Origin of the sequence: Pseudomonas fungipugnans, assembly GCF_029955235.1 — a bacterium.
GTDB lineage: Bacteria > Pseudomonadota > Gammaproteobacteria > Pseudomonadales > Pseudomonadaceae > Aquipseudomonas > Aquipseudomonas fungipugnans.
The window spans coordinates 1,984,953-1,999,145 of the sequence record NZ_JARBWL010000002.1 but is presented as its reverse complement, the minus strand read 5'-3'; the positions used below and the strand labels follow the sequence as shown (position 1 = coordinate 1,999,145).

Here is a 14,193-nt window from a genome sequence, read left to right as displayed (position 1 = left end):
TCCTCAGATCACGATCAGGTCGGCTTGCAACGCGCCGGCCTGTTTCAGTGCTTCGAGGATGGCCATCAAGTCACCCGGCGCCGCGCCGACCTGGTTCACCGCACGCACGATTTCGTCGAGGGTGGTGCCCGGGCCGAATTTGAACATCGGCTTGGCTTCCTGCTGGGCATTGATCCGCGAGCGCGGCACAACGGCGGTCTGGCCGTTGGACAGCGGGCCCGGCTGACTGACAATCGGGTCTTCGGTGATGGTCACGGTCAGGCTGCCGTGGGTCACGGCGGCCGGCGACACTTTCACGTTCTGGCCAATGACGATGGTGCCGGTACGGGAGTTGATGATGACTTTGGCCACCGCCTGACCCGGATCGACTTCAAGGTTTTCCAGGATCGACAGGTAGTCGACCCGCTGGCTTGGGTCCAGTGGCGCGCTGACGCGGATCGAGCCGCCGTCGATGGCCTGGGCCACGCCAGGGCCGAGCATGTCGTTGATCTTGTCGACCACGCGCTTGGCAGTGGTGAAGTCTGAACGGTTGAGGTTCAGGGTCAGGCTGTTGCCCTGGTTGAAGCCGCTCGGCACCGAACGCTCGACCGACGCACCACCGGGAATACGGCCGGCCGACGGAACGTTGACGGTGATCTTCGAACCGTCGCGACCTTCGGCATCGAAACCGCCGACCACCAGGTTGCCCTGGGCGATGGCGTAGACGTTGCCGTCGATACCTTTAAGTGGCGTCAGCAGCAAGGTGCCGCCGCGCAGGCTCTTGGAGTTACCGATGGACGACACGGTGATGTCCACCAGTTGCCCCGGCTTGGCGAACGCCGGCAAATCGGCACTGATCGATACCGCCGCGACGTTTTTCAACTGCACGTTGCCCGAACCCGCCGGCACCTTGATCCCGAACTGCGAGAGCATGTTGTTGAAGGTCTGCAGCGTGAACGGGGTCTGCGTCGTCTGGTCGCCGGTGCCGTTAAGCCCGACCACCAGGCCGTAACCGATCAATTGGTTGGTCCGCACGCCGGAAATACTGGCGATGTCTTTCAGCCGCTCGGCTTGAGCGCCAAGGGACAAAGACATCAACAGCGCGGCCGCCATCAGGTGTTTAAGATTCAACGTAGCCACCTAGAAAGGGAACAGCGGACTGAGGAAGAAACGGTCGAACCAGCCTGGCTGACTCGCATCGGCAAACGCACCGGTGCCCGAGTAGGTGATGCGCGCATCGGCGACGCGAGTCGACGAAACGGTGTTGTCGGTTGCAATGTCATCGGCGCGAACCAGACCGGCGATGCGCACCAGTTCGTCACCAGAGTTGAGCGTCATCCACTTCTCGCCACGCACGGCGATGATGCCGTTGGGCAACACGTCGGCGACGGTCACGGTGATCGAACCGGTCAGGCTGTTGCTCTGCCCGGATTTGCTGGCGCCGTTGGTGGCACGGTCGCCGCTGTAGCCGGCGTTGAGACTCAAGTCACCACTGCCCACCGGGTTATTGGTGGTCAGGCCGCCACCGAACAACGACGTCAGGCCAATGCTGGTCTTGCTGGTCTTGTCGATCTGCGAGTTGGCGCCCTTGCTGGCCTGGGTCTTCTCGTTCAGGGTGATGGTGATGATGTCACCGACCCGGAATGCCTTGCGGTCGCTGTACAGGTTCTGTTCGAAACCGGCCTGATAAATCGAGCCATTGTTGGCGGCAGCCGGCAGCGGCGTTCGCGGCAACACCGGGGCGTAGTACGGGTCATTGGGCTTGGGCGTCGGCGCGACGCAGCCCGCGAGCGAGACCACCCCACTCAGTGCCAAAACAGATACAAAGCGTTTCATGACCCTACCTCACGGTGCTGCAGGCGGCTTCATGCCGCCTCATAGACTTGATTACAGATTCTGCGTTACGAACGAGAGCATCTGGTCGGCGGTGGAGATCACCTTGGAGTTCATCTCGTAGGCGCGCTGAGTGGTGATCATGTTGACCATCTCCTCAACGGTGCTGACGTTGGAGCCTTCCAGGGTGTTCTGCAGCGTGGTGCCGAAACCGTTCAGGCCTGGCGTGCCGATTTGCGGCGCGCCGCTGGCGGCGGTTTCCAGGAACAGGTTGTTACCCACTGCCTGCAGACCGGCCGGGTTGATGAAGTCGGCGGTTTGCAGATTGCCGATCACCTGGGTGGCTGCGTTGCCGGGAACGGTAATGGACACCGTACCGTCAGTACCGACCGTGAAGCTCTGGGCATTGTTCGGAATGACAATGGCCGGCTCCAGGGCGAAACCGCTGGCGTTCACGATCTGGCCGTTGGAGTCGAGGTGGAAGGTGCCGTCACGGGTGTAGGACGTGGTGCCGTCCGGTTGCAGAATCTGGAAGAAACCGCGACCGTCGACCGCCAGGTCCAGTGGCTGTTCGGTGGTTTGCAGGCTGCCGGCGGTGAAGTTTTTCTGGGTGCCGACGATGCGTACACCGGTACCCAATTGCAGACCGGACGGCAGTTCGCTGTCCTGGGTCGACTGGGCGCCAGGCTGGCGTTTGATCTGGTACAGCAAGTCCTGGAACTCGGCGCGGTCACGTTTGAAACCCGTGGTCGAGACGTTCGCCAGGTTGTTGGAAATGGTGGTCAGGTTGGTGTCCTGGGCGGACAGACCTGTTTTGGCAACCCATAGAGCCGGAAGCATTCGATTCTCCTCGTGCGCCTGTTTTACGGCGCGACGTTCTGATAATTAGCTGATCTGCAAGACCCGAGCCATGGCCTGGTCATCGTCTTTGGCGGTGTTCATCATCTTGATGTGCAGCTCGAACTGCTTGGACAAGGCCAGCACCGAGGTCATCTCTTCCACGGCATTGACGTTGCTCGACTGAAGGAACCCGGACACCAGCTTGACGCCGGCATCGGCTTGCGCCGGCTTGCCGTCGGTGGTGTGGATCGCACCGTCCAGGCCTTTGGTCATGTTCTTGATGTCAGGATTGACCAGCTTGATGCGGTCGATTTCAGCGATCACGCGCGGGCCTTCACCCATCGAACGAATGCTGATCGTGCCGTCTTCACCGATTTCGATCTTCTGCTCAGGCGGCACGGCAATCGGCCCGCCATTGCCCATGACCGGCATACCGTTGCCGGCCCGCAGCACGCCCAGGGCGTCAACGTTCAGGCTGCCGGTGCGCACATAGCTTTCGCTGCCATCAGGGCTTTGCACGGCAATGAAACCGTTACCGGTTACTGCCACGTCGAGGTCGCGACCGGTCTCAACCATCGAGCCAGACGAAAAGTCGGTGGCTGGACGCTCGGTCATGGCGTAGGCACGCGCCGGAAAGCTGTCACCAAACACCGGCATCGAACGGGCCTGTTCCAGATCCTTCTGAAAACCGTTGGTGGAGATGTTCGCCAGGTTGTTGGCATGAGCCTTCTGCGCCAGTGCATTCTGGCTGGCGCCGGTCATTGCCACATAAAGGTACTTGTCCACAGTCTTTCCTCTGCATGCCGGGCGTTTGCCGCCCACCGCTGTACTGCTGAGCGATAAGCAATTTGCAGACCAACTTTTTTCTGACAGCGCGAGACCCGGCAAACAAAGGACTTGGGGGATTCAGAGGGGATGGGGGGATTGTGTCAAAGTCGAAAAACCGGCGGCGTTATGCCGGTATGTGGCAACACCCGGCCTGTGCGGCCAGTACACATTTATTGAAGGTGAATCACAATGTGTGGCGAGGGGGCTTGCCCCCGTTCGGCTGCGCAGCAGTCGCAAAACCAGAAAACTCGTGGATATGAAAGATTACAGGGGGCTGCTTCGCAACCCAACGGGGGCAAGCCCCCTCGCCACAAAAGCTCACCACACAGGTCAGGTGTTGTCTTTGCCCACCTCATACTCACGCAATTTATTGGCAATGGTCGTATGCGAAACTCCCAGGCGCTTGCCCAACTGCCGACTGCTCGGATGCTCGGAATACAGTCGCTCCAGCACCGCTTTCTCAAAGCGCCCGACAATCGCATCCAGCCCGCCTTCAAGTGAGAAATCGCCAAGCGGCTGACGCACGCCATAATCCGGCAAACGTATGTGCTCGACCTTGACCATGCCGCCGTCGCACAGGGAAACCGCCTGGAACAACACGTTCTCCAGTTGCCGCACATTGCCCGGCCAATGGTAATGGCTGAGCCGTTCCATCGCCGCCGGCGCCAGTGTCGGCAGCGGGCAGCCGATCTGGCGGCTGGCCTGATCGAGAAAGTGCTCCACCAACGGCGTCAAACCGTCGAGGCATTCGCGTAGCGGTGGAATGTGCAGCGACAGCACGTTCAGGCGGTGATACAGATCCTGGCGAAACTCGCCACGGGCGCACAGTTCCGACAGGTCCACCTGAGTCGCGCAGATGACCCGGACATCCAGATACACCTCTTCATCACTGCCGACACGGCGGAAGCAGCCGTCCTGTAAAAAGCGCAGCAGTTTCACCTGCAAGCGCGGGCTCATCTCACCGACACCATCGAGAAACAGCGTACCGCCCGCCGTCAGCTCCAGCAGCCCGAGCTTGCCCTCGGCCCGCGCACCTTCGAAAGCACCGGGGCCGTAACCGAACAATTCGGTCTCGGCCATCGACTCCGGCAACCCTGCGCAGTTAAGCGCCATCAGCGGCGACTGCCCACGCGGGCTGGCCAGGTGACAGGCCCGCGCCAGCAACTCTTTGCCCGTGCCGGTTTCACCTTCTATCAATAAAGGCGCATCCAGCGGCGCCATGCGCCGGGCTTCGCGCACTACCGCTGCCATCACTTTCGAGCTCTGGAAGATGCTGTCAAAACCACGCAACTCTTGCTTGCGCACGTTGTAGATACGCTCACCAACGCGGTCGGCGCGGTGCAGGGTCAATACCGCACCGGCCATGGCCTCGCTGTCGTCATGCTCTGATTGCAGCGGCGCGATGTCGGCGAGAAACACATCCCCCTTCACCTTCACCCGCAAACCGTTGATCCGCGATTTGTTGGCGCGCACCATTTCCGGCAAGTCGAAATCCTCGGCGTAGCGCGACAGCGGAATCCCAGGCACCTCATCGACCCGCACCCCGAGCAGCTGCGCCGCCGCGCGGTTAGCCGCCACGATCGAGCCGCCCATATCAATCGACAGCACCGGAAATTCCAGCGCACCGAGCAAGGCGTTGAGCTCCATGTGCCGACGCTCGCTGGGCATCAGCCCTACACGCTTGACGCCAAACACCCCGGCAATGCCCTCGAATTTCGCACGCAATGCCTGGAACTGGATATTGATCAGGTTCGGGCAATGCAGATAGATCGCATTGCCATGCTCCCCGCCTACTTCGCCACGGGCGACGTTGATCCCGTACTCCACCAGCAGGTTGAGAATGTCGCGCAGGATGCCGATGCGGTTCTGGCAATGGACTTTGATACGCATTTGAAAGGCCCGAAAGCAGTGAAGTGGAGTGGAATGCCTGAAATGCAACCTGTGGAAGCGAGGCTGCTCGCGAAAGCGGTGTATCAGTCAATATTTCTGTTAACTGGACGGACGGTTTCGCGAGCAGGCTGCTCCCACAGAGGGGTAGTACAACGCCCAATCCTTGACCAGCCGCAGCATTTTTTTGCAGAGGCACAAAGTTAGTCGTCAAGATTATGTGACAGTAATAAGGCTTTTCAAACCGTAAAATCTCAATACCTGCGCCACACCCGCCAATACGTAACGAATTATTTACGAATCTCGGCGAATTTTCCTACGCATCGCTGCGACCACCTGCTGCATCACCGCGCATCTTTGGAGTATCTCTAGAGCCATCGCTGGACATAACAAGAACGAATTCCCCCTTGCAGGAGAGCAGCATGAAGCAGACGCAATACGTGGCCCGCGAGCCCGATGCGCAAGGTTTTATCGACTACCCCGCTGAAGAACACGCGGTGTGGAACACGCTGATCACTCGTCAGCTGAAAGTGATCGAGGGCCGGGCGTGCCAGGAATACCTGGACGGTATCGAGAAGCTTGGCCTGCCTCACGACCGTATTCCGCAGTTGAGCGAAATCAACAAGGTCCTCGGTGAGACCACCGGTTGGCAGGTCGCCCGCGTGCCGGCGTTGATCCCCTTCCAGACCTTCTTCGAATTGCTGGCCAACAAACAGTTTCCGGTGGCGACGTTTATCCGTACCCGCGAAGAGTTGGACTATCTGCAAGAGCCGGACATTTTCCACGAGATCTTTGGTCACTGCCCGCTGCTGACCAACCCCTGGTTCGCTGAATTCACCCACACCTACGGCAAACTGGGCCTGCAGGCTTCCAAGGAAGAACGCGTTTATCTGGCGCGTCTGTACTGGATGACCATCGAGTTCGGCCTGGTCAACACCCCTGAAGGCCAGCGCATCTACGGCGGCGGCATTCTGTCCTCGCCAAAAGAAACCGTTTACTCGCTGTCGGACGAGCCCGAACATCAAGCCTTCGATCCGCTGGAGTGCATGCGCACGCCTTACCGTATCGACATCCTGCAACCGCTGTATTTTGTCCTGCCCAACCTCAAGCGCCTGTTCGACCTGGCCCACGAAGACATCATGGGCATGGTCAAGAAAGGCATGGCGCTGGGCTTGCACGCCCCCAAATTTCCGCCAAAACCCAAGGCGGCCTGAGCGCGCCAATAGTCGCGGCGCGCTGCAAAAAATAGTAACGTCTAACAAGAATCGAATCGGGAAACAGACCATGTCCACTTTGAATCAAGCCCACTGCGAAGCCTGCCAGGCCGGCGCCCCTCAGGTCAGCGACGAAGAGCTGCCGATCCTTATCAAGCAGATCCCTGACTGGAACATCGAAGTTCGCGACAGCATCATGCAACTGGAAAAAGTTTTCCTGTTCAAGAACTTCAAGCACGCCCTGGCCTTCACCAACGCCGTCGGTGAAATCTCCGAAGCCGAAGGCCATCACCCAGGCCTGCTGACCGAATGGGGCAAAGTCACCGTGACCTGGTGGAGCCACTCCATCAAGGGCCTGCATCGCAATGACTTCATCATGGCTGCCCGCACCGACGACGTGGCCAAGACCGCAGAAGGACGCAAGTAATGCACTTCGACGCCATCGGCCGGGTCCCCGGCGACCCGATTCTCGGTCTGATGGAGGCCTATGCGCAGGACCCCAACCCGCGCAAGTTCGACCTGGGCGTGGGTGTCTACAAAGACGCCCAGGGCCTGACGCCGATCCCGCAAGCGGTGAAACTCGCCGAAGCGCGACTGGTGGATCGTCAGAACACCAAGACCTATATCGGCGGCCATGGCGAACCGGCGTTCGGCAAAGTCATCAATGAACTGGTACTGGGCGCCGATTCGGCGCTGATTGCCGAACAGCGGGCCGGCGCCACCCAGACGCCGGGCGGCACCGGGGCGTTGCGTTTGAGCGCTGATTTCATCGCCCAATGCCTGCCAGGCCGTGGCGTGTGGTTGAGCAACCCGACCTGGCCGATTCACGAAACGATTTTCGCCGCGGCCGGGGTCAAGGTCAGTCACTACCCGTACGTAGGCAGCGACAACCGCCTCGACGTCGAAGCGATGCTCGCGGTACTCAACGAAGCGCCCAAGGGCGATGTGGTGCTGCTGCACGCCTGCTGCCACAACCCGACCGGTTTCGACCTGAGTCATGACGACTGGCACCGGGTGCTGGACGTGGTTCGCCGTCGCGAATTGCTGCCACTGATCGACTTTGCCTACCAGGGCTTCGGCGATGGTCTGGAACAGGACGCCTGGTCCACTCGGCTGTTCGCCGCCGAGTTGCCGGAAGTGCTGATCACCAGTTCCTGCTCGAAGAACTTCGGCCTGTACCGCGACCGTACCGGTGCGCTGATTGTCTGCGCGAAAACCGCCGACAAACTGATGGATATCCGCAGCCAGCTGGCCAACATCGCCCGCAACCTGTGGTCGACACCACCGGATCACGGCGCTGCCGTGGTGGCGACCATCCTCGGTGACCCGGAACTGAAAAGCCTCTGGGCCGACGAAGTGGAAGCCATGCGCTTGCGCATCGCGCAACTGCGCAGCGGTCTGGTGGAAGCACTGGAGCCGCATGGCTTGCGCGAGCGTTTTGCGCACATTGGCGTGCAGCGCGGGATGTTCTCCTACACCGGCCTGTCGCCGGAACAGGTCAAGCAATTGCGCGATCACCACAGCGTTTACATGGTCAGCTCTGGCCGGGCAAACGTGGCGGGGATTGATGCGACGCGCCTGGATCTGCTGGCCGAGGCGATTGCCGAAGTCTGCAAGTAACCCCCAATACTCTCCCCCCCTGTGGGAGCGAGCTTGCTCGCGATAGCGGTTTTTCAGTCACGTTGATGTTGAATGTGCCGCCGTCATCGCGAGCAGGCTCGCTCCCACATTGGCTTTTGGTGATCTCGAAATCTCCGGGTGCGGCCATCTGTCGCACAAATCCGAGATAAAAGTCTGTTTGTCATTTTTCCTGCTGTATCCTGCCCAGGCTTTGTAAAAGCGCGGATCTACCAGATCTATCAACAGACTTAGCGAGGAGCGCGAACCATGCACGAGATCCCTAATCTCCCCTTCCCAAGCCTGCACGAAACTGAGCAGACAACCACGCAACAAGCCGGCGCCCAACAGCCCCAGCCGAAAGAAGCCACTGACAGCCGCAAGGCTGACAGCGAAGACTGAAACACCTGCAATGCCAGACCGTGTGGAAAGCGCTAACATGCGCTTTCCACACCGCCTGAAACGTGAACACCATGACCGATGACTTCAGCGACACCCAGGCCAGCGTACTGATCGGCACCGCCGAAAAAATGATCGATATCTGGCATCGCCTTTCCCCTGAAAAACAGGCCGCCCTGCTCGCCCGCTTCGGCAGCGAAGAGAACGCTCTCGCCGCACTCGTCACCACGCAACTGGTCGCCCCCGCCAAGCCCTGAACCTCGCCGCCCGGCAAATAGTTTTACTTTTACATGCCCCGCAGCCGCTCGCGCCGCTATCATGAGCAGCCTATCTATCCTGCTGCCCCCTGGATTTACCCATGTCTGAAAACCAGCGCCCCCTGGCGGTCACGCTGCAAGTCGTTTCCATCGTCCTGTTCACCTTCATCGGCTACCTGAATATCGGCATTCCCCTGGCCGTGTTGCCGGGCTACGTCCACAGCGACCTGGGTTTCGGCGCCGTGATCGCCGGGCTGGTGATCAGCGTGCAATACCTGGCCACCCTGCTCAGCCGCCCGTATGCAGGGAAAATCATCGACAACAAGGGCAGCAAACTGGCGGTGATGTATGGCCTGGCCGGCTGTGGGCTGAGCGGTGTGTTCATGCTGATGTCGGCCTGGACCCAAAGCCTGCCGACCCTGAGCCTGATCAGCCTGCTGATCGGACGTCTGATACTCGGCAGCGCTGAAAGCCTGGTGGGCTCGGGCTCGATTGGCTGGGGCATCGGCCGCGTGGGCGCGGCGAACACTGCCAAAGTCATCTCGTGGAACGGCATCGCCAGCTACGGCGCCATCGCCATCGGCGCGCCGCTGGGGGTGCTGCTGGTCAATCATCTGGGCTTGTGGAGCATGGGCGTCAGCATTGTGCTGCTGGCCGTCCTCGGCCTGGCGCTGGCCTGGCCGAAGACCGCTGCACCGATTGTCGCCGGCGAACGCCTGCCATTCATGCATGTACTGGGACGCGTACTGCCTCACGGCTGCGGCCTGGCGCTGGGTTCGATTGGTTTTGGCACCATCGCTACCTTCATCACCTTGTATTACGCCACGCAGCACTGGGACAACGCGGTACTGTGCCTGAGCCTGTTCGGCGCCAGCTTCATCGGTGCGCGGCTGCTGTTCGGCAACCTGATCAACCGCCTGGGCGGCTTTCGTGTAGCGATTGCCTGCCTGTCGGTGGAAACCCTGGGCCTGTTGCTGCTGTGGCTGGCACCGGACGCCCACTGGGCACTGGCCGGTGCGGCGTTGAGCGGGTTCGGCTTTTCGCTGGTGTTCCCGGCACTGGGCGTGGAGGCGGTCAATCTGGTGCCAGCCTCAAGTCGTGGGGCGGCAGTGGGGGCTTATTCGCTGTTCATCGATTTGTCGCTGGGGATTACCGGGCCGCTGGCCGGGGCGATTGCAGCCGGGTTTGGTTTTGCTTCGATCTTCCTGTTCGCCGCCCTCGCCGCCCTGAGCGGTCTTGGACTGAGCGTTTACCTGTATCGGCAGGCGCCGAAGTATCGCGAAGAAAGAGAGCCCCGCTAGAAGTCGATCTTGCCGCGCCCGGCCTTGATGCTGCCGCGCTTGGTCTTGGACTCTAGCCGACGCTTCTTCGAACCGAGGGTCGGCTTGGTCGGGCGGCGCTTCTTCTCGACCTTGGTGGCGCTGAGAATCAACTCGGTCAGCCGCTCCAGCGCATCGGCACGATTGGCCTCCTGCGTGCGGTACTGCTGGGCCTTGATGATCAACACCCCTTCGCTGGTGATGCGACTGTCGCGCAGCGCCAGCAGCCGTTCCTTGTAGAACTCGGGCAAGGACGAGGCCGGTATGTCGAAGCGCAGGTGCACGGCGCTCGACACCTTGTTGACGTTCTGCCCACCGGCGCCCTGGGCGCGAATGGCCGTCAACTCGATCTCGGCATCCGGCAGATGCACGTTGTTGGAAATCACCAGCATGGAAAAGCGTCCGTATTCAGAAGGCGCAGGATACCGCGAATGCGATTTTCGGCACGCCAAAGATCACCACAAGGGATTTGTGTGAACCCTGGAAACAAAAAACCCGGCGCATGGCCGGGTTTCTCGTTCTGGCGAGCGCCGTTATTTAGCCGCTGCCTGCAACGCATGCTGAGCACTGCGTTTGTTCTTGATGCCATAGCAGAGCCACATGAACGCGACCCACACCGGAATCGCATACACCGAGATCTGGATACCCGGAATCAGCAGCATCACGCACAGGATGAACGCCACGAACGCCAGGCACACGTAGTTCCCGTACGGGTACCACAGGGCCTTGAACAGCGGCGTCTGGTGGGTCTTGTTCATGTGCTGGCGGAACTTGAAGTGCGAGAAGCTGATCATCGCCCAGTTGATCACCAGCGTTGCAACCACCAGCGACATCAACAGTTCCAGCGCCTGTTGCGGCATCAGGTAGTTCAACAACACCGCGATCAGCGTCACAGCGGCGGAAGCCAGGATCGAACGCACCGGCACGCCGCGCTTGTCGATCTTCGCCAGTGCCTTCGGCGCATCACCCTGCTCGGCCATGCCCAGCAGCATGCGGCTATTGCAGTAGGTGCCGCTGTTGTACACCGACAGCGCAGCCGTCAGCACCACAAAGTTGAGGATGTGCGCAGCGGTGTTGCTGCCCAGCATCGAGAACACCTGCACGAACGGGCTGCCGCTGTAGGAATCGCCGGACGCATTCAGGGTCGCCAGCAGGCTGTCCCACGGCGTCAGCGACAGCAGGATCACCAGTGCGCCGATGTAGAAAATCAGGATCCGGTAGATCACCTGGTTGATGGCTTTGGGGATCACGGTTTTCGGCTTGTCGGCTTCAGCAGCGGTAAAACCGAGCATTTCCAGGCCGCCGAAGCTGAACATGATGATCGCCATGGCCATCACCAGACCGCTGACGCCATTGGGGAAGAAACCACCGTGGGACCACAGGTTGCTCACCGACGCCTGCGGGCCGCCATTACCGCTGACCAGCAAGTAGCTGCCCAGGGCGATCATGCCGACGATGGCCACGACCTTGATGATCGCGAACCAGAATTCGGCCTCACCAAAGACTTTGACGTTGGCCAGGTTGATCAGGTTGATCAGCACGAAGAAGCCGGCCGCCGAGACCCAGGTCGGGACGTCCGGCGCCCAGTAGTGGATGTACTTGCCGACCGCGGTCAGTTCCGACATGCCCACCAGGATGTACAGGATCCAGCAGTTCCAGCCCGACAGGAAACCGGCAAAGCCGCCCCAGTATTTGTGGGCGAAGTGGCTGAAAGAACCGGCCACCGGCTCTTCGACGATCATTTCGCCCAGTTGGCGCATGATCATGAAGGCGATGAAGCCACAGATGGCGTAGCCGAGGATCATCGACGGGCCGGCAGACTTCAGCACCCCGGCCGAGCCGAGGAACAAGCCCGTACCAATCGCGCCACCAAGGGCGATCAGTTGAATGTGGCGATTTTTCAGGCCGCGTTTAAGCTCGCCTGACTGCGAGTTCTGTCCACTCATGAAAAGGGTCTCACGCAAGGTTTGATGATGTTCAGTAGACGTTGCTGCTCGAAAGCAATTTCAAACAGCGCCGATCAAACCCCAGCGCAAGCACCAGGAGTTCAGCGTATTTACAACGGTCATGCGTCACCTGTTTGTTTTTATCTGTGACGAAATCGAACCCGACACGCTTGTGGCGCGGCGGAGTGAACAAGGCGGATAGCCTTGAAAGTTGCGCGGGTGCGCAGGAGGTCACAGTAAAACGCGGCGCATTGTACACCGCTAACCCCCTGCTGCCAGACACCGCTTGAGTCAGCGTGTCGGTTGCCGGGATTGCACGTGTCCACCCCGAGGGCCTCGGGCGGCTGCAAAAAATGAGTCAGACCTTTGCAGGTCTTCGGCGGGGACGGTTAAAAAAACGCCCCACGGGGAGAGATGGAGATGGATCACGGCGTTCATTGCGCCTCCTTCTTGTTATGCACCTGCACGACAGGCATGGCGCATCTCACCCTTCCAGCGAGGCTGAAACAAGCGGGGTAGAGGCTTGGGAGACGGGAAGCGAGGTTGATTACGGCAGGTTTTCATTACGTTTTGGTGACGGGGCTCAGTCCACAGGCTTAAACGGCATATTTCGTCATGATTTGTTTACATGGCGTAACGATTTTTTGCCATGGCAGATCCAGACTGGCAGCGCTGCAACTGACGCCTTCGCGAGCAAGCCCACACCCCTAAAGCCAGGCAAAAAAAAACGCCAACCCGAAGGCTGGCGTTTTTTCATCAAGCGCTTACCGCTTACTCAGGCTTGCGACGGCCAAAGCCTGGACGCTGGCCGGAACCGGCCGGGGCGCCACGGCGCTTGCCCGATGGCGCGTCCTTGTCGACCAGGACGATGCCCGGGCGCTTCTTCGGCGCTGGCTTGGCCGGGCGCTTGGTGTCAGCTGGACGCTCTGCCACGGGTGTACCGCGACCTGCTGGAGCACCACGATCGCTGCGACCACCGCTCGGAGCGCCACGGCCTTCGCCACGCTCGGTACGACCGTTGGCCGGACGCGGAGTACGTGGACCGCGCTCGCCATCAGCACGAGGCGCTGCCGGCTTGCGGGCTGGACGCTCGCCTTCGATCTGCGGCTCACGCGGCGAACGTGGACCGGCAGCCGGCGCACCAGCGGCAGGACGCAGGGTACGCACGCGCTCGGTCTTGCCGACCGGACGCGACGATTTACGCTGCATACGCTCAAGCTTGTCTTTGCTCTTGGCGTTCATCTGCGGCATGGCCACTGGCGTCAGGCCAACTTCAGCACTCAGGATGTCGACTTCGTACTGGCTCATTTCGCGCCAGCGGCCCATCGGCAGGTCGGAGTTGAGGAACACCGGACCGAAACGCACGCGCTTCAGACGGCTGACCACCAGGCCCTGGGATTCCCACAAGCGACGAACTTCGCGGTTGCGACCTTCCATCACCACGCAGTGATACCAGTGGTTGAAGCCTTCGCCGCCCGGCGCCTGTTTGATGTCGGTGAACTTGGCCGGGCCGTCTTCGAGGACGACGCCTGCTTTCAGACGCTCGATCATCTCGTCATCGACTTCGCCACGCACACGTACCGCGTATTCACGGTCCATCTCGTAGGACGGGTGCATGAGGCGGTTGGCCAACTCACCGTCGGTGGTGAACATCAGCAGGCCGGTGGTGTTGATGTCCAGACGACCGATGTTGATCCAGCGACCTTCTTTGGGACGCGGCATCTTGTCGAACACGGTCGGACGGCCTTCCGGGTCGTCACGGGTGCAGATCTCGCCGTCGGGCTTGTTGTACATGATCACGCGGCGTACCGACTCGGCGGCTTCTTCGCGCTTGATCACTTTGCCATCGATGGTGATGGCGTCATGCAGGTCGACGCGCAGGCCGAGGGTGGCGTCTTTGCCATTGACCTTGATGCGGCCGTGGCTGATCCAGGCTTCCACGTCACGGCGCGAGCCGACGCCGATACGGGCGAGGACTTTCTGCAGTTTTTCGCCTGCTGGGCCGATTTCCTGGTCGTCTTTCTGGTCGTTGATACTCATCTGGGCACCTCCCGGTGTGGTCTGTTCAGGCAGC

At 60.5% G+C, this 14,193-nt stretch carries 14 protein-coding genes; 5 read left to right on the top strand and 9 right to left on the bottom strand.

The window, feature by feature from the left end; all coding sequences use genetic code 11:
- Positions 1–3: 3 nt before the first annotated feature.
- The 5 genes from POF45_RS24245 to POF45_RS24225 all read right to left on the bottom strand — a co-directional run bounded on the left by POF45_RS24245 (position 4) and on the right by POF45_RS24225 (position 5,370).
- Positions 4–1,092 carry a flagellar basal body P-ring protein FlgI gene (locus POF45_RS24245; protein WP_259503117.1) on the bottom strand — a complete coding sequence of 363 codons (1,089 nt, stop codon included), beginning with the start codon at positions 1,090–1,092 and terminating at the stop codon, positions 4–6.
- 27 nt (positions 1,093–1,119) lie between these two features.
- Positions 1,120–1,815, bottom strand: a complete 696-nt coding sequence (gene flgH, locus POF45_RS24240; RefSeq protein ID WP_259500661.1) for a flagellar basal body L-ring protein FlgH — start codon at positions 1,813–1,815, stop codon at positions 1,120–1,122.
- A 51-nt stretch (positions 1,816–1,866) separates the two neighbouring features.
- A complete protein-coding gene (flgG, locus tag POF45_RS24235; RefSeq protein ID WP_259500659.1) occupies positions 1,867–2,652 on the bottom strand; it encodes a flagellar basal-body rod protein FlgG in 786 nt (261 codons plus the stop codon).
- A gap of 45 nt (positions 2,653–2,697) precedes the next feature.
- Positions 2,698–3,438: a flagellar basal body rod protein FlgF gene (locus tag POF45_RS24230; RefSeq protein ID WP_259500657.1), complete on the bottom strand. Its 741-nt coding sequence runs from the start codon at positions 3,436–3,438 to the stop codon at positions 2,698–2,700.
- A gap of 372 nt (positions 3,439–3,810) precedes the next feature.
- Positions 3,811–5,370 carry a sigma-54-dependent transcriptional regulator gene (locus tag POF45_RS24225; RefSeq protein WP_282316937.1) on the bottom strand — a complete coding sequence of 520 codons (1,560 nt, stop codon included), beginning with the start codon at positions 5,368–5,370 and terminating at the stop codon, positions 3,811–3,813.
- Between the two features lie 419 nt (positions 5,371–5,789).
- On the opposite strand from POF45_RS24225, the gene phhA reads away from it, so the two are divergent.
- From phhA to POF45_RS24210, 3 genes are all read left to right on the top strand, one after another.
- Complete coding sequence (gene phhA, locus POF45_RS24220) at positions 5,790–6,581, top strand: phenylalanine 4-monooxygenase (RefSeq protein ID WP_259500653.1); 792 nt, start codon at positions 5,790–5,792, stop codon at positions 6,579–6,581.
- Positions 6,582–6,651: 70 nt separating this feature from the next.
- Positions 6,652–7,008, top strand: a complete 357-nt coding sequence (locus POF45_RS24215) for a 4a-hydroxytetrahydrobiopterin dehydratase (RefSeq protein ID WP_259500651.1) — start codon at positions 6,652–6,654, stop codon at positions 7,006–7,008.
- Positions 7,008–8,201, top strand: a complete 1,194-nt coding sequence (locus tag POF45_RS24210) for an amino acid aminotransferase (RefSeq protein ID WP_282316936.1) — start codon at positions 7,008–7,010, stop codon at positions 8,199–8,201. The genes POF45_RS24215 and POF45_RS24210 overlap by 1 nt, the downstream gene beginning before the upstream one ends.
- A 57-nt stretch (positions 8,202–8,258) precedes the next feature.
- Here POF45_RS24210 and POF45_RS24205 read toward each other — a convergent pair whose 3' ends face one another.
- Entirely contained in the window at positions 8,259–8,639 is a 381-nt protein-coding gene (locus POF45_RS24205) for a hypothetical protein (RefSeq protein WP_259503312.1), read from the bottom strand.
- A gap of 32 nt (positions 8,640–8,671) precedes the next feature.
- On the opposite strand from POF45_RS24205, the gene POF45_RS24200 reads away from it, so the two are divergent.
- Together POF45_RS24200 and POF45_RS24195 are read left to right on the top strand one after the other, a co-directional pair.
- Positions 8,672–8,854 (top strand): hypothetical protein, encoded by a 183-nt coding sequence (locus POF45_RS24200; protein ID WP_259500646.1) that lies wholly within the window; start codon positions 8,672–8,674, stop codon positions 8,852–8,854.
- A 101-nt stretch (positions 8,855–8,955) separates the two neighbouring features.
- Entirely contained in the window at positions 8,956–10,155 is a 1,200-nt protein-coding gene (locus tag POF45_RS24195) for an MFS transporter (protein WP_259500644.1), read from the top strand.
- Here the strand turns inward: POF45_RS24195 and arfB are convergent.
- The 3 genes from arfB to rluB form a co-directional block, all read right to left on the bottom strand.
- Positions 10,152–10,565 carry an alternative ribosome rescue aminoacyl-tRNA hydrolase ArfB gene (arfB, locus tag POF45_RS24190; protein ID WP_123364512.1) on the bottom strand — a complete coding sequence of 138 codons (414 nt, stop codon included), beginning with the start codon at positions 10,563–10,565 and terminating at the stop codon, positions 10,152–10,154. The genes POF45_RS24195 and arfB overlap by 4 nt on opposite strands.
- 141 nt (positions 10,566–10,706) lie before the next feature.
- A complete protein-coding gene (locus POF45_RS24185; protein ID WP_259500641.1) occupies positions 10,707–12,119 on the bottom strand; it encodes an amino acid permease in 1,413 nt (470 codons plus the stop codon).
- 771 nt (positions 12,120–12,890) lie between these two features.
- On the bottom strand, positions 12,891–14,159 hold the full coding sequence (gene rluB, locus POF45_RS24180) for a 23S rRNA pseudouridine(2605) synthase RluB (protein ID WP_259500639.1): 1,269 nt from the start codon (positions 14,157–14,159) through the stop codon (positions 12,891–12,893).
- Positions 14,160–14,193: the final 34 nt, after the last annotated feature.

Coding starts and splice junctions, on each gene's coding strand:
- POF45_RS24245 (WP_259503117.1), bottom strand. CDS start 1,092: ATGGCGGCCGCGCTGTTGATGTCTTTGTCCCTTGGCGCTCAAGCCGAG.
- flgH (WP_259500661.1), bottom strand. CDS start 1,815: ATGAAACGCTTTGTATCTGTTTTGGCACTGAGTGGGGTGGTCTCGCTC.
- flgG (WP_259500659.1), bottom strand. CDS start 2,652: ATGCTTCCGGCTCTATGGGTTGCCAAAACAGGTCTGTCCGCCCAGGAC.
- POF45_RS24225 (WP_282316937.1), bottom strand. CDS start 5,370: ATGCGTATCAAAGTCCATTGCCAGAACCGCATCGGCATCCTGCGCGAC.
- phhA (WP_259500653.1), top strand. CDS start 5,790: ATGAAGCAGACGCAATACGTGGCCCGCGAGCCCGATGCGCAAGGTTTT.
- POF45_RS24215 (WP_259500651.1), top strand. CDS start 6,652: ATGTCCACTTTGAATCAAGCCCACTGCGAAGCCTGCCAGGCCGGCGCC.
- POF45_RS24210 (WP_282316936.1), top strand. CDS start 7,008: ATGCACTTCGACGCCATCGGCCGGGTCCCCGGCGACCCGATTCTCGGT.
- POF45_RS24205 (WP_259503312.1), bottom strand. CDS start 8,639: ATGTTAGCGCTTTCCACACGGTCTGGCATTGCAGGTGTTTCAGTCTTC.
- POF45_RS24200 (WP_259500646.1), top strand. CDS start 8,672: ATGACCGATGACTTCAGCGACACCCAGGCCAGCGTACTGATCGGCACC.
- POF45_RS24195 (WP_259500644.1), top strand. CDS start 8,956: ATGTCTGAAAACCAGCGCCCCCTGGCGGTCACGCTGCAAGTCGTTTCC.
- arfB (WP_123364512.1), bottom strand. CDS start 10,565: ATGCTGGTGATTTCCAACAACGTGCATCTGCCGGATGCCGAGATCGAG.
- POF45_RS24185 (WP_259500641.1), bottom strand. CDS start 12,119: ATGAGTGGACAGAACTCGCAGTCAGGCGAGCTTAAACGCGGCCTGAAA.
- rluB (WP_259500639.1), bottom strand. CDS start 14,159: ATGAGTATCAACGACCAGAAAGACGACCAGGAAATCGGCCCAGCAGGC.